18 protein-coding genes are annotated in these 22354 nt (G+C 67.8%); 11 read left to right on the plus strand and 7 right to left on the minus strand.

Annotation, left to right across the window (positions count from 1 at the left end; genetic code table 11):
• Positions 1-135 precede the first annotated feature (135 nt).
• The 5 genes from ACWEFB_RS09780 (at position 136) to ACWEFB_RS09800 (ending at position 9358) form a co-directional block, all read left to right on the plus strand.
• The gene (locus ACWEFB_RS09780; RefSeq protein WP_452283975.1) at positions 136-1485 is read left to right on the plus strand and encodes a pectate lyase family protein; all 1350 of its coding nucleotides are present in this window, start codon (positions 136-138) and stop codon (positions 1483-1485) included.
• A 110-nt stretch (positions 1486-1595) separates the two neighbouring features.
• Positions 1596-3218: a pectate lyase family protein gene (locus tag ACWEFB_RS09785; RefSeq protein ID WP_452283977.1), complete on the plus strand. Its 1623-nt coding sequence runs from the start codon at positions 1596-1598 to the stop codon at positions 3216-3218.
• Between the two features lie 225 nt (positions 3219-3443).
• Positions 3444-6017 carry a pectate lyase family protein gene (locus tag ACWEFB_RS09790; RefSeq protein WP_452283979.1) on the plus strand — a complete coding sequence of 858 codons (2574 nt, stop codon included), beginning with the start codon at positions 3444-3446 and terminating at the stop codon, positions 6015-6017.
• 75 nt (positions 6018-6092) lie between these two features.
• The gene (locus ACWEFB_RS09795; protein ID WP_452283981.1) at positions 6093-7682 is read left to right on the plus strand and encodes a pectate lyase family protein; all 1590 of its coding nucleotides are present in this window, start codon (positions 6093-6095) and stop codon (positions 7680-7682) included.
• A gap of 71 nt (positions 7683-7753) precedes the next feature.
• On the plus strand, positions 7754-9358 hold the full coding sequence (locus ACWEFB_RS09800) for a pectate lyase family protein (RefSeq protein ID WP_452283983.1): 1605 nt from the start codon (positions 7754-7756) through the stop codon (positions 9356-9358).
• A 136-nt stretch (positions 9359-9494) separates the two neighbouring features.
• On the opposite strand, the gene ACWEFB_RS09805 is transcribed toward ACWEFB_RS09800, so the two are convergent.
• A complete protein-coding gene (locus ACWEFB_RS09805; RefSeq protein WP_452283985.1) occupies positions 9495-10568 on the minus strand; it encodes a helix-turn-helix transcriptional regulator in 1074 nt (357 codons plus the stop codon).
• A 63-nt stretch (positions 10569-10631) separates the two neighbouring features.
• Between ACWEFB_RS09805 and ACWEFB_RS09810 the strand changes: the two genes are divergently transcribed.
• Positions 10632-11747: an epoxide hydrolase family protein gene (locus ACWEFB_RS09810; RefSeq protein WP_452283987.1), complete on the plus strand. Its 1116-nt coding sequence runs from the start codon at positions 10632-10634 to the stop codon at positions 11745-11747.
• 59 nt (positions 11748-11806) lie between these two features.
• Here the strand turns inward: ACWEFB_RS09810 and ACWEFB_RS09815 are convergent, their stop codons facing one another.
• The 3 genes from ACWEFB_RS09815 to ACWEFB_RS09825 form a co-directional block, all read right to left on the minus strand.
• Positions 11807-12640, minus strand: coding sequence for an endonuclease/exonuclease/phosphatase family protein (locus tag ACWEFB_RS09815; protein ID WP_452283989.1), 834 nt, complete (start codon positions 12638-12640; stop codon positions 11807-11809).
• 233 nt (positions 12641-12873) lie between these two features.
• A complete protein-coding gene (locus ACWEFB_RS09820; RefSeq protein ID WP_452283991.1) occupies positions 12874-13194 on the minus strand; it encodes a hypothetical protein in 321 nt (106 codons plus the stop codon).
• Entirely contained in the window at positions 13191-13490 is a 300-nt protein-coding gene (locus tag ACWEFB_RS09825) for a hypothetical protein (RefSeq protein WP_452283993.1), read from the minus strand. Before ACWEFB_RS09825 ends, ACWEFB_RS09820 begins: the two co-directional genes overlap by 4 nt.
• A gap of 361 nt (positions 13491-13851) precedes the next feature.
• On the opposite strand from ACWEFB_RS09825, the gene ACWEFB_RS09830 reads away from it, so the two are divergent.
• From ACWEFB_RS09830 to recD2, 3 genes are all read left to right on the plus strand, one after another.
• Entirely contained in the window at positions 13852-14649 is a 798-nt protein-coding gene (locus ACWEFB_RS09830) for a helix-turn-helix domain-containing protein (RefSeq protein ID WP_452283995.1), read from the plus strand.
• Complete coding sequence (locus ACWEFB_RS09835; protein ID WP_452283997.1) at positions 14636-14821, plus strand: DUF397 domain-containing protein; 186 nt, start codon at positions 14636-14638, stop codon at positions 14819-14821. The genes ACWEFB_RS09830 and ACWEFB_RS09835 overlap by 14 nt, the downstream gene beginning before the upstream one ends.
• A gap of 508 nt (positions 14822-15329) precedes the next feature.
• Positions 15330-17546 (plus strand): SF1B family DNA helicase RecD2, encoded by a 2217-nt coding sequence (gene recD2 / locus ACWEFB_RS09840; RefSeq protein WP_452284072.1) that lies wholly within the window; start codon positions 15330-15332, stop codon positions 17544-17546.
• Between the two features lie 85 nt (positions 17547-17631).
• Here recD2 and ACWEFB_RS09845 read toward each other — a convergent pair whose 3' ends face one another.
• Entirely contained in the window at positions 17632-18237 is a 606-nt protein-coding gene (locus ACWEFB_RS09845; protein WP_452283999.1) for an RICIN domain-containing protein, read from the minus strand.
• A gap of 26 nt (positions 18238-18263) precedes the next feature.
• Positions 18264-18719 (minus strand): hypothetical protein, encoded by a 456-nt coding sequence (locus ACWEFB_RS09850; RefSeq protein WP_452284001.1) that lies wholly within the window; start codon positions 18717-18719, stop codon positions 18264-18266.
• A gap of 370 nt (positions 18720-19089) precedes the next feature.
• Between ACWEFB_RS09850 and ACWEFB_RS09855 the strand changes: the two genes are divergently transcribed.
• Positions 19090-20430 (plus strand): NlpC/P60 family protein, encoded by a 1341-nt coding sequence (locus ACWEFB_RS09855; RefSeq protein ID WP_452284003.1) that lies wholly within the window; start codon positions 19090-19092, stop codon positions 20428-20430.
• Positions 20415-21053, plus strand: a complete 639-nt coding sequence (locus tag ACWEFB_RS09860) for a C40 family peptidase (protein WP_452284005.1) — start codon at positions 20415-20417, stop codon at positions 21051-21053. The genes ACWEFB_RS09855 and ACWEFB_RS09860 overlap by 16 nt, the downstream gene beginning before the upstream one ends.
• An 88-nt stretch (positions 21054-21141) precedes the next feature.
• Here the strand turns inward: ACWEFB_RS09860 and ACWEFB_RS09865 are convergent, their stop codons facing one another.
• Positions 21142-22233: an ABC transporter ATP-binding protein gene (locus ACWEFB_RS09865; protein ID WP_326562254.1), complete on the minus strand. Its 1092-nt coding sequence runs from the start codon at positions 22231-22233 to the stop codon at positions 21142-21144.
• Positions 22234-22354: the final 121 nt, after the last annotated feature.

Genomic DNA, 22354 nt, shown 5'->3' on the forward strand with positions numbered 1-22354 from the left:
GCCTCCATTCCCTGCAACATAACTGCACACGTAGCACATTGACTCATGTGACTACGTTTCCTTACCGTCTGTTTGTGAACAGGTTTCGTGCGCGTTACGGAACCGGAAATCGACAGGCAGACGCGGAGAGTGCAGATGCGACTGATCAGGTTGACCGCCGTACTGGTGGGGATCTCGCTCGTGGTGGTGCCGGGAACGGCCGTAACCGCAGGTGGATCACATGACCGACTGTCCTGGGGAGCCCGTCTGCTGGGCCGGCAGGCATTGCCGGCGAATGACGGCTGGGCCGCCGCCGGACCTGGTACGACCGGCGGTTCCGCCGCCACCGAGGACCAGATCCACGTGGTCGACAGCCGTACCGAACTGGTGGCCGCACTCGGTGGCGACAATGCCACCAACCGGAGCAACGCCACCCCGAAGATAATCTACGTCCAGGGTTCCATCGACGGTTACGAAGCCGTCGACGGAACACTCCTGGACTGCGCCGACCTGGCCGATCCGGAATACAGCCTGCCCGCCTATCTGGCCGCGTACGACCCGGCGGTCTGGGGGCGGGTGGCGCCGAGCGGACCGGTCGAGGCGGCCCGGGTGCGGTCGGTGGCGAACCAGACCCGACAGACCCAGATCAACGTCGGGCCGAACACCACCATCATCGGGTTGCGGGGTGCCACGCTCGCCGGGCTGACCCTGATGCTCGACGGGGCCAGCAACTCGATCGTCCGCAACCTCACCTTCGACGACGCCCGTGACTGCTTCCCGGCCTGGGCGCCGACCGATGGCGAGAACGGCAACTGGAACTCCCAGTTCGACCAGGTCTCGGTACGCCGCAGCGAGAACGTCTGGGTCGACCACAGCACCTTCACCGACGGCGACAACCCGGACTCGGCGCAGCCGGTCTACTTCGGTCGGCCGTACCAGGTGCACGACGGTTCGCTGGACATCACCCACACCGCCAGCCGGGTCACCGTCTCCTACAACCGGTTCACCGGTCGGGACAAGGTGATGCTGATCGGCTCGTCGAACACGGTCGGCCCGGACGTGGGCCGGCTCAACGTCACCCTGCACCACAACCTGTTCGCCGGCACCCTCCAGCGCCTGCCCCGGGTCCGGTTCGGCCAGGTCGACCTCTACAACAACCACTACCAACTAGCCGGCGGCGACTTCCAGTACGCGCTCGGCGTCGGCGTCCAGTCGGCCCTATACGCGGAGAACAACTTCTTCGCCGTAGCCGACGGGATCGCGCCGGAGGACCTGCTCTACGACTGGGGCGGCACCACGCTCACCGAGCGCGGTAGCTGGGTCCGTACCGATGGGGGTTGGCCCCGGCCGACCAGCCTGCTCGACGCCTACAACAGCACCCACGACCCGGACCTGGGCGCGGACGCCGGCTGGACGCCCACCCTGCGCGCCACCCCGCCCTTGCCCACCGCGTTGGTTCCGTTGGCCGTCCAGCTCCTGGCCGGCGCCAACCGCCTACCCGTCTGACCCGGTGGGAAGGGCCCGCCCGTCCCGCGGGCCCTTCCCACCACCCGAACCCGTCCCACCCCGAACCCGTTTCACCCCCAACCCTGTTCCACCACCACAGGAGGCCCACTGTGAAATCGATCCGGACCCGGGGACGACCGACCTGGCGCGTGCTCGCCGCGACGGTCGCCGCCGGCACCCTCAGCGTCGCCGCGGTGACCTTCGGGATGCCGTACGCGTTCGCCGACACCCTGCTGTCGGACACCTTCGAGGACGGCAACTCCAACGGCTGGTCGAAGTCCGGCGGTAGCTGGTCGGTGGTGACCGACGGCTCGCTGGTCTACCGCCAGTCCGGGCAGAGCAGCGACGCCCGCACCCTGGTCGGCCAGCCGAGCTGGGGCGACTACGGCGTGCAGGCACGGGTGAAGCCGACCGGCTTCAACGGCGCCAACCGGCACGTCGGCGTGGTTGCCCGCGCGCAGAGCAGCAGCAGCTACTACGCCCTCGTGGTGACCAGCGGCGGCGCGGTGCAACTGGTCAAGCGGGCCGGCGGCGACCCGGTCGCGCTCGGCACCGGGTCGGGCGCGGTGCCGGTCGGCACCTGGGCGACCCTGCGGCTGGACGCCGTCGGCAGCTCACTGCGCGGGTACGTCAACGGCAACCTGGCGGTCCAGGCCACCGACACCGGTTTCAGCTCCGGCCGGGCCGGGCTTGCCACCTCGTACGCCAGCGCCTCGTTCGACGACGTCGAGGTGGCGACGGTGACCGGCCCGCCGCCGACGACCGGCCCGACCACCGGCCCGACCCTGCCGCCGACCGAGCCGCCGCTCGATCCGGGCGCCCCGCCGATCGGCTTCGCGTCGGTGAACGCGCTCGGCCAGAACGGCACCACCGGTGGGGCCGGCGGCCCGACCGTCACCGTCGACACCCCGGCCGAGTTGCTGGCCGCGATCGCCCAGTCGGGGCCGCTCAACATCCGGGTCAGCGGCATGATCGGGCTGCCCGGACCGATGCACGACGTGACCTCGGACAAGACCATCGTCGGTGTCGGCGCCAGCTCCGGGATCACCGGCGGTGGGCTCAACATCGGCATCCCGGTCAGCAGCGCGACCAGTCCGCCCGCCGACGCGGTGCACAACGTCATCGTCCGGAACCTGAACTTCCGCAACACCGTGGACGACGCGATCAACGTGCAGATGTTCACCCACCACGTCTGGATCGACCACAACGACCTGTCGCTCGGTTACGACGGTCTGATCGACATCAAGCGGGGGGCCAGCTACGTCACGGTCTCCTGGAACCACACCCACCACCACACGAAGAACATGCTGCTCGGCCACGACGACAGCAACGCGGCCCAGGACGTCGGTTACCTGAAGGTGACGTACCACAACAACTGGTTCGACCGTACGCCGCAGCGCAATCCGCGGGTCCGGTTCGGTGAGCCGGTGCACGTGTTCAACAACTACTTCGTCTACAACACCGACGTCGGTGTCGCCTGCCAGCTCAACTCCGGCTGCGTTGTCGAGGGCAACTACTTCGAGGACGTCGAGGTGCCCTGGTCGGTGAGCTACGCCGGATCGCGGGGCCGGCTGGTGGCCCGGAACAACGTACTCGCGGGCACCAGCGAGCCGGGTGACTCCGGCGGAACGGTGCAGGAACCGAGCACGTACTACAGCTACACGGTCACCGATCCGAACAACATCAAGTCGGTCGTGACGGCCGGTTCCGGCACGGGCAAGATCGGCCTCTGACGGCCGTCGGGGTCGGCCGCCGCCGTACGGCGGCCGAACCCTCCGGTGCGCGCCGGGAGCGGTACGGGCGAGTCAGCCCGGTTCTCCCGCATCCCTCCCGGCGTGGCGCCGATCGATCCGAGTGGGCCAGGGACAGCACTTTCCCCAAGGGCGAACCCTGCCCACAAAGATCGAAAGTTATCGATCTATCTGCCTACCTGGGCGGATAGCCACCAAGGAGGTTCAGTGACAACCACAGAAACCCGGCGCAGGCATCGTCGCGGTCTCCTGATCGCGGTCGGCGCAGCAGTCGCCGCGGTCGCCCTGGCGCTCGGCATGGGCGCCACCGCCTACGCCGCGACACTCTTCTCCGACGACTTCGAGGACGGCAACTCGACCGGCTGGACGCCGTCGGGCGGAAGCTGGTCGGTCGCCACCGACGGGTCCAGGGTCTACCGGCAGAGCGGCACCAGCAGCGACGCCCGCTCCATCGCCGGTACGGCGAGCTGGACCAACTACTCGGTCCAGGCGACCGTCAAACCGACCGCCTTCAACGGCTCCAACCGGTTCGTCGCCCTGCTCGGCCGGGTGCAGAGCAGCACCAGCTACTACTACCTGGCCCTGCGCAGCAACAACACGGTCGAGCTGAAGCGACTCTCCGGCGGCTCCTCCACCACGCTCGACACCGCCAGCGTGACGGTGAGCGTCGGCACCACGTACACGCTGCGGCTCGACGTCAACGGCAGCTCGCTGCGGGGGTACGTCAACGGGACCCTGCTCGCCGAGGGCACCGACAGCCAGTACGCCACCGGCCGGATCGGCGTCGCGACGTTCAACGCCTCGGCGAACTTCGACAACGTGGTGGTCTCCTCCGGCGGAAGCGACCCGACGCCGACCCCGACGAACCCGACCCCGACCCCGACCACGCCGACTCCGACCCCGCCCGGCAACCCGGGTAGCAACGTCGCCGACGGCTGGGCCTCGGTCGACGCGTGGGGCCAGAACGGCACCACCGGTGGTGCGGGCGGCCCGACCGTCACCGTCACCACCGCCTCCCAGTTCATCACCGAGGCGGCCTCGACCGGACCGAAGATCATCCAGGTCAGCGGACTGATCGCGCTGCCCGGACCGATGCACGAGGTCACCTCCGACAAGACCATCGTCGGGCTCGGGGCGAACTCCGGCTTCACCGGCGGCGGGCTCAACATCGGCCTGCCGATCGACAACGCGATCACCGCACCCCCGGCGAACGCCGTACACAACGTCATCCTGCGGAACCTGAACTTCCGGGACTGGGCGGACGACGCGGTCAACGTGCAGATGTTCTCGCACCACATCTGGATCGACCACAACACCTGGACCACCGGGTTCGACGGTGGCGTGGACGTCAAGCGCGGCTCGTCGTACGTGACGATCTCGTACAACCACGCCGACGGCACCGACAAGAACATGCTGCTCGGCCACGACGACGGCAACGCCGCCCAGGACACCGGCCGGCTGAAGGTCAGCTACCACCACAACTTCTTCGACAACACCAACCAGCGCAACCCCCGGGTCCGCTTCGGCGACCAGGTACACGTCTACAGCAACTACTACCTGAACACCGGCAACTACGGGGTGGCCGCCACCGAGGACTCCGGCGTCATCGTCGAGGGCAACTACTTCGAGAACGTCGACGACCCGTACCACCTGGGTGAGGCGTCCTCCGGGGACGGCCGGCTGGTCGCCCGGAACAACTGCCTGGTCAACTCCGGTGCCGGCGAGACCGGCGGCAGCGTCACCAACCCGCCGTACCCGTACACGATCGGCACCGCCTGCGACACCAAGGCCACGGTGACCGCGCAGGCCGGGGTCGGCAAGGTCGGTCTGCCCGGCGGCCCGACCAACCCGCCCGCCACCACCCCGCCGGCCACCACGCCCCCGGCGACCACCCCGCCGGCCACCACCCCGCCGCCGACCGGGCCGCCGCAGACCGGCCTCATCGGCTGGGCCGCGCAGAACGGCGGCACCACCGGCGGTGCCGGCGGCTCGACCGTCACGGTGACCACCGGTCAGGCGCTCGCCGACGCCCTGGAGTCGTCGTCACCATTGATCATCCGGGTGCAGGGCTCGCTGAGCATGCCCGACACCATGAACGACGTCCGGTCGAACAAGACCGTGCTCGGCGTCGGCACCAACGCGACCCTGGACAACGGGCTGAACGTCAGCTCCGCGACCAACGTCATCATCCGCAACCTCACCTTCCGGGGCTGGGACGACGACGCGATCAACGTGCAGGGCTCGCGCAACGTCTGGATCGACCACAACACCTTCGACAGCGGCTACGACGGCGCGGTCGACGTGAAGCGGGAGTCGGACTTCGTCACCGTCTCCTGGAACCGGGTCGTGAACCACACCAAGAGCATGCTGCTCGGCCACGACGACGGGCACACCGCCGACATCGGCCACCTGCGGGTGACGTACCACCACAACTGGTTCGACGGCAGCAAGGAACGGCACCCTCGGGTGCGTTTCGGCGACCCGGTGCACGTGTTCAACAACTACTACTTCGGCGCCGACTACGGGGTCGCGTCCACCATGGGCGCGGGCGTGCTGGTCGAGGGCAACTACTTCGAGAACGTCACCCGGCCGACCGCCGTCGGTTATGCCGAATCGGACCCGGGTGACCTGGTCCAGCGCAACAACTTCTTCGTCAACTCCGGTGCCCCGGAGAGCGCGGGCGACGTCGCGGCGATTCCGTACGCGTACAGCACGGACGCGGCGGCGAACGTCAAGTCGATCGTCACCGCGGGCGCGGGCGCCGGTCGCATCAACCCCTGACCCACCAAACCCGTCCCCATACCGGCGGGGCGGCGGCCGCAATCCGTCGCCCCGCCATCCACCAACGGAGGAATCGTGCACGTACCGAAAGGAAGAAGCCGGCGCGGCCTGCTGGTCGCGTTCGGTGCGGCCGGAGTGGCGGTGGCACTCACCGTCGGCCTGACCACGGCGGCCCAGGCCGCAACCCTGTTCGCGGACAACTTCAACGACGGCAACGCCGACGGCTGGTCGAAGTCCGGCGGCGACTGGTCGGTGGTGACCGACGGTACGGCCGCCTACCGCCAGGGCAACACCGGCAGTGAACTCGCCCGTGCCTTCGCCGGCCAGACGAGCTGGACCGACTACCAGGTGCAGGCCAGGGTCAAGCCGCTGGCGTTCAACGGCTCGAACCGCGCGGTCGGCATCGCCTCCCGGTCGAACAGCGCCACGAAGATGTACCGGCTGGCGCTGGTCAACAACAACCGGGCCGAGTTGCAGGCGGTCAACGGCAGCGCGGTCACCGTGATCGGTTCGGCCTCGGTCTCGGTCTCCGCCGGCACCTGGTACACCCTGCGGCTGGAGGCGAGCGGCAGCACCATCCGCGGCTTCGTCAACGGCAGCCAGATCGGCTCGGGCAGCAACAGCGCCCAGGGCGCCGGCCGGATCGCCCTGGTCACCACGTACGCCAGCGCGGTCTTCGACGACATCTCGGTGGACAGCAACGGCGGCACCACGCCGACCACCCCGCCGACGTCGGGTCCGACCAACCCGCCCACGAACCAGCCGACCACCCCGCCGCCGACGACCGGTCCGGCCCTGCCGCCGCAGACCGGGCTGGTCGGTTGGGCCACCCAGAACGGTGGCACCTCCGGCGGTGGCAGCGCCTCGCCGGTCACCGTCTCCGACTCGGGTGCTCTGACCAGCGCTCTCGGCTCCACCAGCGCCTCGGTCATCCGGGTCTCCGGCACCATCTCCTGTTCCGGGATGCTCCGGGTCCGGTCGAACAAGACCATCCTCGGCATCGGCTCCGGCGCCACCATCTCCGGCTGCGGCTTCAACATCAACGGCGACCGCAACGTCATCATCCGCAACCTCAACTTCCGGGGCTGGGACGACGACGCCATCAACGTCCAGGAGTCGGCCACCAACATCTGGATCGACCACAACAGCTTCACCGACGGCTACGACGGCGCCGTCGACATCAAGCGCGGCTCCGACTTCGTCACCGTCTCCTGGAACCGCGTCTTCGGCCACGACAAGAACATGCTCCTGGGCCACAGCGACGACAACGGCAGCCAGGACATCGGCCACCTGCGGGTGAGCTACCACCACAACTGGTTCGACGGCACCACCCAGCGCAACCCACGGGTGCGGTTCGCGAACCCGGTCCACGTCTACAACAACTACTACAACAACAACAGCGGGTACGGCGTCGCCTCCACCGAAGGCGCCGGGGTACTCGTCGAGGGCAACTACTTCGAGAACGTGCCGGACCCGTACCACCTCGGTGAGGCCGACTCCGGTCCCGGCACCCTGGTCGCCCGGAACAACCACTTCGTGAACTCCGGCTCCGGCCAGACCGGCGGCAGTGTCGCCAGCATCCCGTACTCCTACCAGCTCGACACCGCCAGCAGCGTCAAGTCCATCGTCACCTCGGGCGCCGGCACCGGCCGGATCGGCCTGTAGACAAACGATTGGCAGGGGCTCCTTCCGCGAACAGGAAGGGGCCCCTGCCCACAGCGTGGCCGGAGGGCTCCGTGATACCTCGATCCCGACTTCGGCGGGGCGGACTGGTCGCTGCGGCGGCCGGCACCGCGACCGCCCTGCTCGTCGCGTTCGGCGGCGGCTTCGCGTACGCCGACACGCTCCTCGCCGACAACTTCGAGAGTGGAAACTCCAACAGTTGGTCCAAGTCCGGTGGTAGCTGGTCGGTGACCGGTGACGGCTCGCAGGTGCTGCGCCAGTCGAGCACCAGCAGTGACGCCCGAGCCACCGCCGGCACCGCGACCTGGACCAACTACACCGTGCAGGCGCGGGTCAAGCCGACCGCGTTCAACGGAACGGACCGTTCGGTGGGTCTGGCCGCACGGGCACAGACCTCGTCGAGTTACTACGCGCTGGTGCTCACCAATGCCGGGCGGTTGGAACTGCGCGAGCGTTCCGGCGGTACGCAGGCCGTACTGGCCTCGGTCGCGGCCACGGTGACCGTGGGCGGGTGGCACACCCTGGCGCTGGAGGTGAACGGCAGCAGCCTGCGCGGCTGGCTGAACGGCACCGCCCTGCTCAGTGCCTCCGACAGCAGTCTGCCCACCGGCCGGGTGGGGCTGGTCACCACGTACGCCAGTGGTTCTTTCGACGACGTGACGGTGACCGGTGCCGGTGGCACGCCGCCGACCACCACCCCGACGGCGACGCCGACCGGCGGGCCGACCGTACCGCCGACCACCGGGCCGCCGACGAACCCGCCGCCGCAGACCCCGGCCGGGCTGGTCGGTTACGGCGCGGTCAGCGGGCGTGGTCTCGCGACCACCACCGGCGGAACCGGCGGGACCGTGGTCACGGTGACCGACGCGGCCGGGTTCGAGACCCAGGCGGGGAGCCGGGAGACGCTGGTCATCCAGGTCTCCGGGATCATCAGCCTGGACGACGCGGTCTACGTACGCTCCAACAAGACCATCGTCGGGATCGGCGCCAACTCGGGCTTCACCGGTGGCGGGCTGAAGATGTCCGGCCAGCAGAACATCATCATCCGCAACCTGAAGATCTCGTTGCCGGTCGGGGTTGACGCGATAACTGTGCAAAACAGCCATCATGTCTGGATTGACCATAACGAGCTGTGGAGCGATCGGGCCCATGACATCGACTACTACGACGGTTTGATCGACATCACCCACGCGTCGGACTTCATCACGGTCTCCTGGAACATCCTCCGGGACCACTGGAAGACCTCGCTGATCGGGCACGACGACGACAACGTCGCCGAGGACACCGGGCACCTGACGGTGACCTACCACCACAACCACTGGTCCAACCTGGACGCCCGTGGCCCGAGCGTCCGGTTCGGCACCGCGCACGTCTACAACAACTACTACTCGAACGTGGTCAACGGGGTGCACTCCCGGATGAGCGCGCAGGTGCTGGTGGAGAACAACGTCTTCCGCAACACCGGTACGCCCGTCAAGACCACCACCCTCTCCGTTCAGGACGGGTACGCCGTGGAACGCGGCAACGACTTCGGCGGTGGCGTCAACAACATCACCCAGGTCGGCAGCTTCACCACCCCGCCGTACACGTACCCGCTCGACCCGACCTCGTCCGTGATCGCCGCCGTCACGTCCGGCGCAGGCACCGGCCGCCTCTGACGGTCGTCGCAGGCGGCGCGACGATCTTGCACTTGTGGTGGTACACAAATCCGGATGAGTGCCCTGATCCGGGCGCCACAAGTGCAAGATCGTCGAGGGAATCGGGGGTGGGGCATCGGCGGAAGTTGGGTTCGGGTCACAGATCATCAGCCGCCACACCTGCACCGGGCCGATCGAGCGGCCGGGAATGATCGACTTCGCTCGGTGTTCCGAACCGACTCCGGTCGCGAGTTGACCGCACCACCTGCCCGGCCGGGACGGACCGTGCGTAGCGGTCGGTCAGGGTACGGAGGTGGTCGACGAGTTCGGGGGGCTCGGTGACGTCGAAGTCGACGCCGAGCAGGCCGAGGTACACCGCGAGCGTCTGGACGCTGTCCGCCCCGGTGTTCAGCACGCAGGTGCGATCGTCCACCGCCTCCACCACGCCCACCGCCGGGTTGATCCGCTCGGCCACCACGGTCGCGGGCGCGTGCACCAGGACGCGGGACCGGTAGCGCCAGGCCGCGGCCGAGACTCCCCTTGCGACGTACGCGGCGGCGCCTCCCTCCGGCGGGTCGCGCGGGGGGAAGCGTGGCCCGGTGGGCGTACGGGGCTGGATCCGGTCGACCCGGAACGTACGCCAGTCCTGCCGGTCGACGTCCCAGGCGAGCAGGTACCAGCGCCGTCCCCACGACACCAGCCGGTACGGCTCGACCGCCCGAACCGCACTCGACCCGTCATGGGCCCGGTAGTCGAACCGGAGTCGTTCCGAGTCCCGGCACGCCCCCGCGAGCACGGTCAGTACGCCGGGGTCGACCACCGGTCCTGGCTGGTCCGCCGGCACCGGCTCGGTGTACGTCTGCAACGCGTTGACCCGGTGCCGTAGCCGGGCCGGCAGCACCTGTTCGAGTTTGGTCAGCGCCCGTACGGACGACTCCTCGATCCCGGCGACGGTCCCTCCGGCGGCCGTACGCAGACCGACCGCCACGGCGACCGCCTCCTCGTCGTCGAGCAGCAGCGGCGGCATGGCCGCGCCCGCACCCAGGCGGTAACCACCGTCGGTGCCCCTGCTGGCGTGCACGGGGTAGCCGAGGTCCCGCAGCCGGTCGACGTCGCGGCGTACGGTCCGCTCGCTCACCTGGAGCCGCTCGGCCAGTGCGGCACCGGCCCAGTCCCGCCGGGACTGCAACAACGACAGCAGGCGCAGCAGCCGCGCCGAGGTCTCCAACATGCTCCCGAGTCTGTCAGGGCTTCAGGACAGAAGCTGACCGGAAGGGTCCGTAGCGTAGTTGACATGAGCGAGAACACCGAGGTCAAGCCTTTCCGCATCGACATCCCGCAGGCCGACCTGGACGACCTCCGGAACCGGCTCGACCGCACCCGGTGGCCGGACGAGATCCCGGACGCCGGCTGGGACTACGGCGTGCCGGTGGCGTACGTGCGCAAGCTCGCCGAGTACTGGCGGGACGGGTACGACTGGCGGGCCTGGGAAGCGAAGATCAACCAGTATCCGCAGTTCACCACCGAGATCGACGGGCAGAACATCCACTTCCTGCACGTACGCTCGCCGCACGCCGACGCGCTGCCGCTGATCCTGACGCACGGCTGGCCGGGCTCGGTCGTCGAATACCTCAACGTCATCGAACCGCTCACCAACCCGTCCGACGGGTCGCAGGCGTTCCACCTGGTGATCCCCTCGCTGCCCGGGTTCGGCTTCTCCGGACTGACCCGCGAGCGGGGCTGGAACCGTTACCGCACCGCGCGGGCGTGGGCCGAGCTGATGCGCCGGCTCGGCTACCACCGGTACGGCGCGGCCGGAAACGACGGCGGCTCGTTCGTCGCGCCCGAACTGGGCCGGATCGACCCGGAGCACGTGGTCGGCGTACACGTGACCCAGATCTTCTCGTTCCCGTCCGGTGACCCGGCGGAGTTCGCGAAGATCACCCCGGAGGACCAGAAGGCGCTGGAGGTGCTCCAGTGGTTCTACGACAACAAGATGTCGTTCAACACCCTGCACTCACAACAGCCGCAGACCCTGTCGTACGGCATCTTCGACTCGCCGGTCGGCCTGCTCGGCTGGAACGCCCAGCTCTTCGGTGACACCGCCGACGTCGACGCCGACTTCGTCCTGACCAACACGATGTTCTATTGGCTGACCGGCACCGCGACTTCGGCCACCCGGTTCTACTACGAGGACGCGAAGGCCGAGCCTCCCACCGAGCCGACCACGGTGCCGCTCGGACTGGCGATGTTCGAGGGCGACTTCGTCTCCATGCGTACGTTCGCCGAGCGCGACCACCGCAACATCGTGCACTGGAAGTCGTACGGACCGGGCGGCCACTACGCCGCCCACCTCGCCCCGAACGTGCTCGCCGACGACCTGCGCACCTTCTACGCCACGCTGCGCTGACTGTGGGAGCAGCCCTGACCCGGGTCCACGCCGGGTCGGGGCTACTTCCGGTACGGCTGCTACCTCAGGTCGGCGTAGACGATGTCATGGTCGGAGTACGGCGAATTGACAACGGTCACGCCGGGCGGGGCCATGTTCTTCCGCAGGAAGATGTAGTCGAACTTCTTGCGCGGGGGACCCGCGTCCGCGGTCGCCTTGCACGTGAAGCTCGCCTTGGCACCACAGCTCGGGTCGGCGTCCCGGTAGTACACCCACATGGGCCGCATTTCCGACGAGTGCGGCTGCGCGTTGAAGTCACCGAGCACGATCGAGCCGGCGTACTGTCTCGCCACCTCAACCAGGGTTCGGACCTGTGCGGCCCGGAGCTTGCCCTGGCCGTGCTCGGACAGATGGGTGTTGAACACCCGGGTTTTCTTCCGGTTGACCGTCGTCTCCACCCACATGTAACCCCGAGCCTCGGTGCCGCCGTCGGCGTAGAGCGTGTTGCCCTTCTTGGTTATCGGCGCCGCCGAGATGATTGCCTGCCCGAAGGCGTTCCCGCCGAAGAGTCCGCAGTTGGCCCGGTCGTTGCGCACCGTGCCGTACGCGATGTGGTACTGGAGTTTGTATTTGCTCTTCAGGATCGCGACCGTCTTCTTGACGTCCTCCCGGCAGGCTTCCTGCATGCCGAGGACCTGTGGTTTGAACCGGGCGATCTCCTTCGCCTTCTCCTCCGGTCCGCCGTCCTTCCCCACGTGGATGTTCCAAGTCATCACACGATTGGACTGGGCCGCGGTGGAGTTGGCGGCCGAGGCCAGCACGGCGGTGCCGGCGATGAGTGCGCCGACGAGTGCGGTGGCCAACGCGAGTGGCAACACCTTCGCGGTAAGCAGGTGCCGTCGTACCGATTGCATGGGTGACTCCCTCACGACGTCTGGTCGAAGTCGACGAACGACTCGAATCAGCAAAACGTCTGCCAGGCGTTCGGTGAAGGCTTGAAGCTGTACGGACCTGTCCGGATCAGAAAGGAGCGATTTCCGGGGCCGACCGAACAGCACTCGGACGGAACAGCATCAGGACGAGACGGCACCTGGACGGGACGGCACCTGGACGGGACAGCACCGGGACGGGACACGTTCGCCGTAGTTCAGATGGCGCGACGCCGCCGAACTCGCTGTCTGGCCTCGTGTGAGATCAGCCAGCCGAGAATGCGCACGTGGAGGCCGGTGGCGTCGGCTCGCTCTCCTGTCTCGACCACCACCGTGTCGAGTTCTGCCAGGGCCGTGGTGAACTGCGAGCCGAGGTACAGGTACAGCTCGATTCGACGGGCGGGCAGGTACGCGGCCACCAGGTTGAGTCGGGCATCCGGACAGGGCCATGGTCGGGCGTCGATTCGGCAGATCCAGAGCGGCCGGAGCGGTGTGTGCTCGGCCAGTTCGGGGATGATGAGGTCGCCCCGGTCGCTCATAGCGGCGGAAGTTCCCGTTCCATGAAATGGGGCGTGACCAGGTTCAGTCGGGGCGAGACGCAATCGGGAAGGGCTTCGCGGTGGACCGCGACGGACACCTCCTCGCCCTCGGCCCGGTCCAGGATCTCTATCCCGCACAGCGTCACCCATTCAGTCACGAACATGTCGATCCGGTCCGGAAGGCGCGTCACTCGAAGGGTCAGCTCACCCCTGCCGGGCTGAAGCCTGTCCTCGCCCTCCCGGTGGTATTCGGACGGCTGAAAAGTCAGTACGTCACCCACCCGCAGTGTCGTCATCGGCGTTCGTTCCATCCGGTCGTCCCGTAGCACGTTCGTTGACCCAGGGTCCATGGGCGTTCCTGGAAACGAGTGGTTTCCTCGGTGGCCCACGCGGGACGCACCGAGGGCGGGGAAACCGGTGGTACGGGCACCGGCGGTGCCGGTGGCGTTACGAGTCTCAACAGCCAGTCGGCCCAGATCTGCCAGACGAACATCTCGCACCTCCTCGACGTTGGATCCGAGCGGCTCTACGTAATGACAGTCTTCTAAGGACGGCGCTATTGTCGGAAGACGTTCACGCAGGTACCGACCTTCGTCTGGCGATTACACCTTCCCCCTGTTGGTGCTTGGCGATCATCACCGAATATCTGGAGGCGCAATGGAACGCGAAGATCCCCTTGCCTTTGTTCGTGATCAACTCCGTCGGCAGCGCGCCTTGCGCAACATGTCGCAGGAGGAATTCGGCAGGCGTGCCAACTACTCGGCATCCACCGTGTCTGCCGTCGAGACCGGCACCCGCTCGCTCGACCTGCCGTACGCCAAGCGGGCCGACGAGATCCTGGACAGCGGCGGCTTGTTGGAGTCCCTGCTGAAGTCGGCGCAGGGCGACGGTGAGCCTCCGTGGCTAAAGCCCTACCTGGAAGCGGAGCGCAACGCGAGACAGCTCCGATGCTTTGAGCCGCTGCTGGTTCCGGGTCTGCTCCAGACCGAGAACTATGCCCGCGCGGTGATGCGCTCAGTTGACGTTCGCTCCGAGTCGGAGGTGGAGCAGTATGTCGCCTCCCGGATGGAGCGGCAGGAGATCCTGAAGCGCGAGGACCCGCCCCAGTTCATCGGCGTCATCGACGAGTCGGTGTTGCGACGCCGCGATGCGATCATGGGCGAACAGCTCGCGCACCTGCTGCGCATGGCCGAACTGCCGCACGTCCATCTCAACGTGGTGCCGTTGACCGCCGGCCTGCACGTCGGGCTGTGTGGGCCGTTGGTACTGGTGCGGCTGGTGGACGGGACCTGGGTCGGTCACCTGGACGACCAACTCGGCGGATCGCCGGTCGGCGCTGAGGAGGGACTGGCTACGCTTCTGGCGAGGTGGGAAGCTGTGCGGAGCGCCGCCCTTCCCGAAAGATTATCGGTCGCTTTGATAAAGGAGATTGAGAGCCAGCATGGACCTCAGTAGGGCTCGGTGGAAGAAGTCCACCAGGAGCAACGCGAGCGGCACCTGCGTCGAGGTGGCCGACAATCTGCCCGGTGTGGTGGCCGTTCGGGACAGCAAGGACCCGTTCGGGCCGGTGTTGACCTTCGAGCCGGACGCGTGGCGTGGCTTCGTCAATCGGGCGAAGCGGGCCTAGACCTCACCAACCGGAGAGCCCCCGCCCCGATGGCCGGGGGCTTCTCTGTATCCGGGCAGGATGACCCCATACCCGGTGACGTTCTGCCTAGCGCACCTTCTCGACGGTGACGGCAATACATCGCCCTGATCATCCGCCGTGCCTTCCATGATCCCGAAGAGTTCGGCCGGTCATAGCGAGCCGAACTCTCCACGATCATGGGAGCGCCTACCGGATCAGGGCCAACGGTCGCTCGACGCCGCCGCAGGCGTATACCTCGGTGAGGACGTACATCAAAGATGATGTGAATACATCGTTTTCGATGTAGAAAATAAATGCGTTATAAAGACCAGCCGACAGTCATCGGCCAACCGCGATCAAGTCCTGCTGGACCCCGGTCCGGCATGATGTCCGGGTGAGCCTGACCGCGACCGGCCCCCACGGCCCCGCCGCCGGAGCAACCGGAGCCGCAGCAACCGGAGCCGCAGCAACCGGAGCCGCAGCAACCGGTGCTGCGGCAACCGGAGCCGTGCCGGCGACCGGTCGGGCGCCCGGTGTGGTGCTGGACGCGGTGTTGGAGCGGATCACGTACGCGAACGAGGAGACCGGGTACACGATCGCCCGGGTGGCGACCGAGCGGTCCGGGAACGACCTGCTCACCGTGGTCGGCGCGCTGCTCGGCGCGCAGCCGGGGGAGAGCCTGCGGCTGGTCGGGCGGTGGGGCTCGCACCCGAAGTACGGGCGACAGTTCGAGGTGCACTCGTACACGACGGTGTTGCCGGCGACGATCCAGGGCATCGAGCGTTATCTCGGCTCCGGGCTGATCAAGGGGATCGGCCCGAAGATGGCGGCCAGGATCGTGGAGCTGTTCGGGGCGGACACCCTGCGGATCATCGAGGAGGAACCGGGCCGGCTGGTCGAGGTGCACGGGCTCGGCAAGAAACGTACGGCGATGATCGGCGCCGCGTGGGAGGAACAGAAGGCGATCAAGGAAGTGATGATCTTCCTTCAGGGCGTCGGAGTCTCCACCTCACTGGCCGTACGGATCTACAAGAAGTACGGCGACAAGTCCGTGGCCGTGGTCCGCGACGAGCCGTACAAGCTGGCCGCGGACGTGTGGGGGATCGGCTTCAAGACCGCCGACACCATCGCCCAGGCGGTCGGCATCCCGCACGACAGCCCGCAGCGGGTCCAGGCCGGCATCCAGTACACCCTCTCCGAGGCGACCGACAGCGGCCACTGCTACCTGCCCGAACCGAACCTGGTCGCGGACGCCACCGAGATCCTCCAGGTCCCCGCCGACCTGGTCCGCACCTGCCTGGACACCCTCGCCACCGACGAAGGCGTCGTACGCGAACAGGTCCCGAACCGCAGCACCGAGGGCGCCACCATTCCGGCGGTGTATCTGGTGCCGTTCCACCGGGCCGAGACGGCGCTGGCCAACAGCCTGCTCCGGCTACTGGACCATCGCAGCGACCGGATGCCGGCGTTCGCCGGAGTGGACTGGGACAAGGCGCTGCGCTGGCTGCGTACCCGAACCGGGGCCGACCTGGCCGAGGAGCAGGAACGGGCGGTACGGCTCGCACTCACCGCGAAGGTCGCCGTCCTCACCGGCGGACCCGGCTGTGGCAAGTCCTTCACGGTCAAATCGATCATCGCCCTGGCGGCGGCGAAACAGGCGAAAATCGTGCTGGCCGCGCCGACCGGCCGGGCCGCGAAGCGGATGACCGAGCTGACCGGGCACCCCGCCGCCACCGTGCACCGGCTCCTGCAACTGCGCCCCGGCGGCGAGCCGACCTACGACCGGGACAACCCGATCGACGCCGACCTGATCGTGGTCGACGAGGCGTCGATGCTCGACCTGATCCTGGCCAACAAGCTGATCAAAGCGGTCGCGCCCGGCGCGCACCTGCTGCTCGTCGGCGACGTGGACCAACTGCCCTCAGTCGGTGCCGGTGAGGTGCTGCGCGACGTCCTCGGCGCCGAATCCATCCCCCGGGTACGCCTGACGAAGATCTTCCGCCAGGCACAGGAGTCCGGGGTGGTGGTCAACGCCCACCGGATCAACGCCGGCCAGCCACCGGCGATCGGTGAGTACCCCGACTTCTTCCTCTTCCCGGTCGACGAACCCGAGGAGACGGCGAAACTCGTGGTCGACATCGTGGCCCGGCGGATCCCGCGCAAGTTCAACCTGCACCCGCGCGACATCCAGGTGCTCACCCCGATGCACCGGGGTCCGGCCGGAGCCGGCAACCTGAACACGATCCTCCAGGAGGCGCTTGCTCCGCACCGGGAGTCGATGCCCGAGCGGCGGCACGGGGCCAGGGTGTTCCGGGTCGGTGACAAGGTGATCCAGATCCGCAACAACTACGACAAGGGCAAGGCCGGGGTCTTCAACGGGACCGTCGGCGTGATCACCGCGCTGAGCGGCGAGGACCGCCAGCTCACCGTCCGCACCGACGAGGACGAGGACCTGACGTACGACTTCGACGAGCTGGACGAGCTGCAACACGCGTACGCCATCACGGTGCACCGGTCCCAGGGCAGTGAGTATCCGGCGGTGGTGATCCCGGTGACGATGAGTTCGTACACGATGTTGCAGCGCAACCTGCTCTACACCGCGGTCACCCGGGCCAGGAAGCTCGTCGTGCTCGCCGGTTCGCGCAAGGCGATAGCGATAGCGGTCCGTACCGCCGGGACCGGCCGCCGGCACACCGCCCTGACCCACCGGCTGACCTCGTCGTAACAGTCGGTCCCGGCCCGCCCGCACACACGAAGGTGTGCCGGCCGATCGGCGGGGGCTCGATCAGGCCGGCACACCGGTCCGCGGGTCAGGCGATGGTGAACTGCATGTTCGTCTGGTTCTTGTAGCGGCAGTCGTAGAGCGCCACGTTCGCCCCCTGCTTGCGGCTGTTGCCGTGGATGTTCAGACACTTCCCGTTGAAGCCCTTGCGGGTGGCGATGTAGCACCGGTCGCCCGGCGCCGCGCAGTTCACGAAGAACATCTGGCGGTATCCGTAGTCGCACTTGCGCTGGACGATCGTGACATTGTTCTTCTCACCACCGTTGGTCGCCAGGCACCAGCCGGCCTTCCACTTCGGGCGGATCGTGTAGATGAACGAGTTGCCCTCGTCCTGCAACGGGACGATCTCGAACCGCTGGGTCTTCTTGCTCGGGTCGCAGGACCGCTGCTGGATCTTGGCGCCGTTCGCGCCCTTCTTGGTGGTGCTGGACACCGTCAGACACAGGCCGCTGTTGCCCGCCCGGATCTGGCGCACACCGGTCACCGGCCCCGACGCGGTACGTGAGGTCGTACCCGCCGTCCGCGCCGCAGCGTTCGCCTCCGGTTCGGGCTTGAGGTTCGCGACCGCGATGTACGCGGTGGCCACCAGGGCCACCAGACCGAGCACCTGGACCACGCGAGGTACCCGGCGCATTACCCGGGGAATGCCAATTCGGCGAATCATGCCGCACCCTTCGTGTTGCAGTAGCGTTGGAAGTCGCTGCCCTGATAGAGGCAGACCAGTACGCGCACATCCCGTACATTCCGCAGTGATTTGTTCACGCTCGCGGACCGTTTGGTGTGCGTGGTCTTCAGTCGGATCTTCTTGACCTTGTTCGTCTTGCAGTCGATGTACGTGAACCAGCCGATGGCGCCGTGCGAGTCGCTGTCCCGGGTGTCCAACAGGGTGCCGGTGACCTTCGCGTCGTAGCAGCGTCCGTTCTTCTTCCAGGTGACCCGGCCGGAGATTCCGCCGCCCTGCCCGGAGTCGGTGGTCCGCAGGTCGATGTTCCATGCCTTCTTGGCCGGGGCTGCCGCGCTCGCCACCACCGAACTGGCCAGCAGGCCCGCGATGATGAGTGTTATCGCGCCGAGGAGCGCCAGGGCGCCCTTGCGTCCGGGAGGAATTCGTTTCATAGCTTCTCCTGTTCGTGCCGATCCAGATTGGAATTCGGTGATCCGGGGGTGCACTCAGGCAACCAGGAAACAAATCGACGATTCAAGCCGATTCGAGGGCGGGACTGTACGGGACCTTCCGTCCCTGGCCGAGCAGCGAATCCGACCGGTCCGGGACAGGCACCGGACGGGCCGCTGGCAGCAACGGGACGGCCGGTACGGGCCGGGACGCGTACGCCACGGTGGTCCGAACTTTCCCGTACGGCGCCATTCCTGACAGGACAGGGTGCGGCACTGTGCACTGATTCCCATGCGCGGGCCGAGCAGGACTCCTCCGCGAATACGTCAGCATCGGCTCTGGAGGTCGACGACATTGAGAAGAATTCGCAAGGTGCTGCCACTGCTGTTCGCGACGACCCTGATCGCCGGGGCAATCGCGCTCACCACCGGCCTTGCCAGCGCGGCTGGGAACTGCACCGGCAACGTCAACAAGAAGGCGCTGTGCCACGCCCAGGAACAGGTGGGGAAGAAGTGCAGTTGGGACACGTCGCAGACGAAAACCCTGGCGTGTGCCCGGATCAGCTACGAGGCGTACCGCAAGGCGGGACTGAAGGGGAACTACCTGCCCGCGTCCGGCAGCTACAACCAGGGAATCAAGTTGGGCTGGACCGTCCCGGTGAAGGACCGTAAGGCCGGGGACCTGCTCTACTTCACCGCGTTGGACAAGGGTGTCGACCGGGTCGGGATCTATGCCGGGAACGGCAAGGTCATCATCCCCACGGGTTCGCCGACCTCGAAGAACCCCGAGACCGTCAAGTCCACCGAGCTGACCGCCGCGCGGATCAAGCTGCTCTCGAAGCTGGCGGTACGCCCCGTCCTCGCCGATCCCAAGACTGACGTGGTCCGGGTGAACACCGCGATGGCGGAGAAGAACCCCACCGATCCGTGCCCCGAACCCGACAGCGATACGCCGGAGGGGGACGAACCCACCGACGACACCGAGACCCCGGAAGGCGACACCGCCGCCCCGGAGGACGACACCGAGACTCCGGAAGGCGACACAACCGCCACCGAGGACGGCACCGAGACCCCGGAAGGCGACACCGCAGCCCCCGACGCGGGCAGCGCCCCCGAGGGCGACACGGACGCTTCCGATGGGGACACGACGATCAGCACCTCCGGTGGCACCACCACGACGACCACGACGACAACCACCAACGACGGAACCACGACCACGACCACCACCACGACCGGCGGCGACCCCACCGACACCGATCCAGCGCCGGACGGCGCCGCCACCGACCCGGACCCGGAGGCGCCCGAGGGCGATGCGGACGCGGATGCCCCGGAGGGTGATGCGGACCCGGAAGCCCCGGAGGGTGATGCGGACCCGGAAGCCCCGGAGGGTGATGCGGACCCGGAGGCGCCCGAGGGTGACGCGGATGCCGACAGCCCAGAAGGTGACGGCGACAGCCCCGAGGGAGACGCCGACGGGGACGCGGGTTGCGCGGAGACCGACGAGTCGACCACCGAGGACGACCCGGGCACGGGCGACGAGTCGACCACCGAGCCGGCCGACGACTGCGTCGACACCGACGTGGTCGACAACAAGATCGTGATCATCGACCCGTCCGACGTGCTGGACAACAAGCCGGGTGTGGTGGAGCCGGCTACGGCCGGGAACGGCGGCGCCGGCACGAACTCCGAGGAGGAACCATGCGATCGACCCTGATCCGCAACCCCTGGCCCGGACTGCCATCCTTCGCCAGGCTGCTTTTCGCCCTGGTCCTGATCGGTGGCGCGCTGCTCGGTCTGGGCAGTCTGGCCAGCGCCGCAGGAAAGTCGTGCAACAGCGGCAGTCCGGGTGAGCGGGCGGTCTGCCGGGCCGAGCAGCAGGTCGGCGACCGGTACGTCTGGGGCGCCGAGGGGCCCAGCACCTTCGACTGCTCCGGTCTCGCCTACTACGCGTACAAGGGAACCGGGGTGGGTCTGAAGCGTACGACCGCGGAGGCGCAGTCGCACAAGGGGAAGACGGTTTCGACCAAGAACCTTCAGAAGGGCGATCTGCTCTACTTCGACTGGAACAACGACGGGAACGCGGACCACGTCGGCATCTACGCCGGCAAGGGCAAGATGGTGCACGCGTCGTCCGGGTCGGGCAAGGTCAAGAAGGTCACGCTGTCCGCGTACTACAAGAATCACCTGGACACGGCCAAGCGGCTCGCGCCGACCAAGCCGACCAAGCCGAAGGTCGATCCGAAGAAGCCGTCGACGGGCGAGACGCAGCCACCCAAGCCGAAGCCGACGCCCAGCCCGGTCCAGACCTACATCGAAATCAACCCCGCGTACGGGTGACACGACCCGTCCCGCTTGTCGGGCGTACGCGAAAGGGGCGGTCCGCTCGCGCGGACCGCCCCTTTTTGTTGTCGCCTGTCGTGCTACCTCAGATGCGCGCACCGGTGGTGGCGTGGAAGGTGTGGTTCTTGCCGGTACGCGGCTTCACGTAGACCGTGTCGCCCATGTTCGGCATCGTCCGCCGGTCGGTACGGACCACGAACCGCTCGGAGGTGCCGTTGATCGTGGCGGTGCCGTAGATGTTGGCGTCCGAGCCGAGGTCCTCGACCAGTTCGACAACCACCGGCAGGCCACCCTCGGTCGGGCTGACCAGGTCGCAGTCCTCGGGGCGGAAGCCCACGGTGACGTTGCCGTTGCCGCCGTCGGCCTTGGCCGCCTCGATCTGCTCACGGGTGAGCGGGACGAGCAGCTCGGCGAAGTTCGCGCCGGTCTCGGTCAGCGGAACGGTCTTGATGTTCATGGCGGGGGAGCCCATGAAGCCGGCCACGAAGACGTTCGACGGGGTGTCGTAGAGCGCACGCGGGGTGTCGACCTGCTGAAGCACACCGTCGAGCATGACCGCCACCCGGTGACCCATGGTCATCGCCTCGACCTGGTCGTGCGTGACGTAGACGGTGGTGATGCCGAGCTTGGCCTGCAACGACGCGATCTGCGTACGGGTCTGCACCCGCAGCTTGGCGTCGAGGTTCGACAGCGGCTCGTCCATGAGGAAGACCTGCGGCTCGCGGACGATCGCCCGGCCCATCGCCACCCGCTGGCGCTGACCGCCGGAGAGCGCCTTGGGCTTGCGGCCCAGGTAGTCGTCGAGCTGGAGCAGCGCCGCCGCCTCCTTGACCCGCCGGTCGATCTCCGCCTTCGAGGTCTTGCGGAGCTTCAGCGCGAACGCCATGTTCTCGTAGACCGTCATGTGCGGGTAGAGCGCGTAGTTCTGGAACACCATCGCGATGTCCCGGGCCTTCGGCGGCAGGTGGGTGACGTCCCGGCTGTCGATGAAGATCGAGCCGTCGTCGACGTCCTCGAGGCCCGCGAGCATCCGGAGGCTGGTGGACTTACCGCAACCCGAGGGGCCGACCAGGACGAGGAACTCGCCGTCGCCGATCTCCAGGTCGAGGTGGTCGACGGCGGGGCGTTCGGTACCCGCGTAGATGCGGGTGGCCTTGGAATAGGTGACCGTAGCCATGGTGAAGCGCTTCCTTTCACCGGCAGGAACGTGCCGGACGATCCGAGTGAAGGAGCTTCCGGCGAGGGGGGCCGCACCGGTCCGGGCGACGCGCCGGGGGCCACTGGGGTGGTCGGCGTGT

This window comes from Micromonospora sp. NPDC004704 (assembly GCF_053601675.1).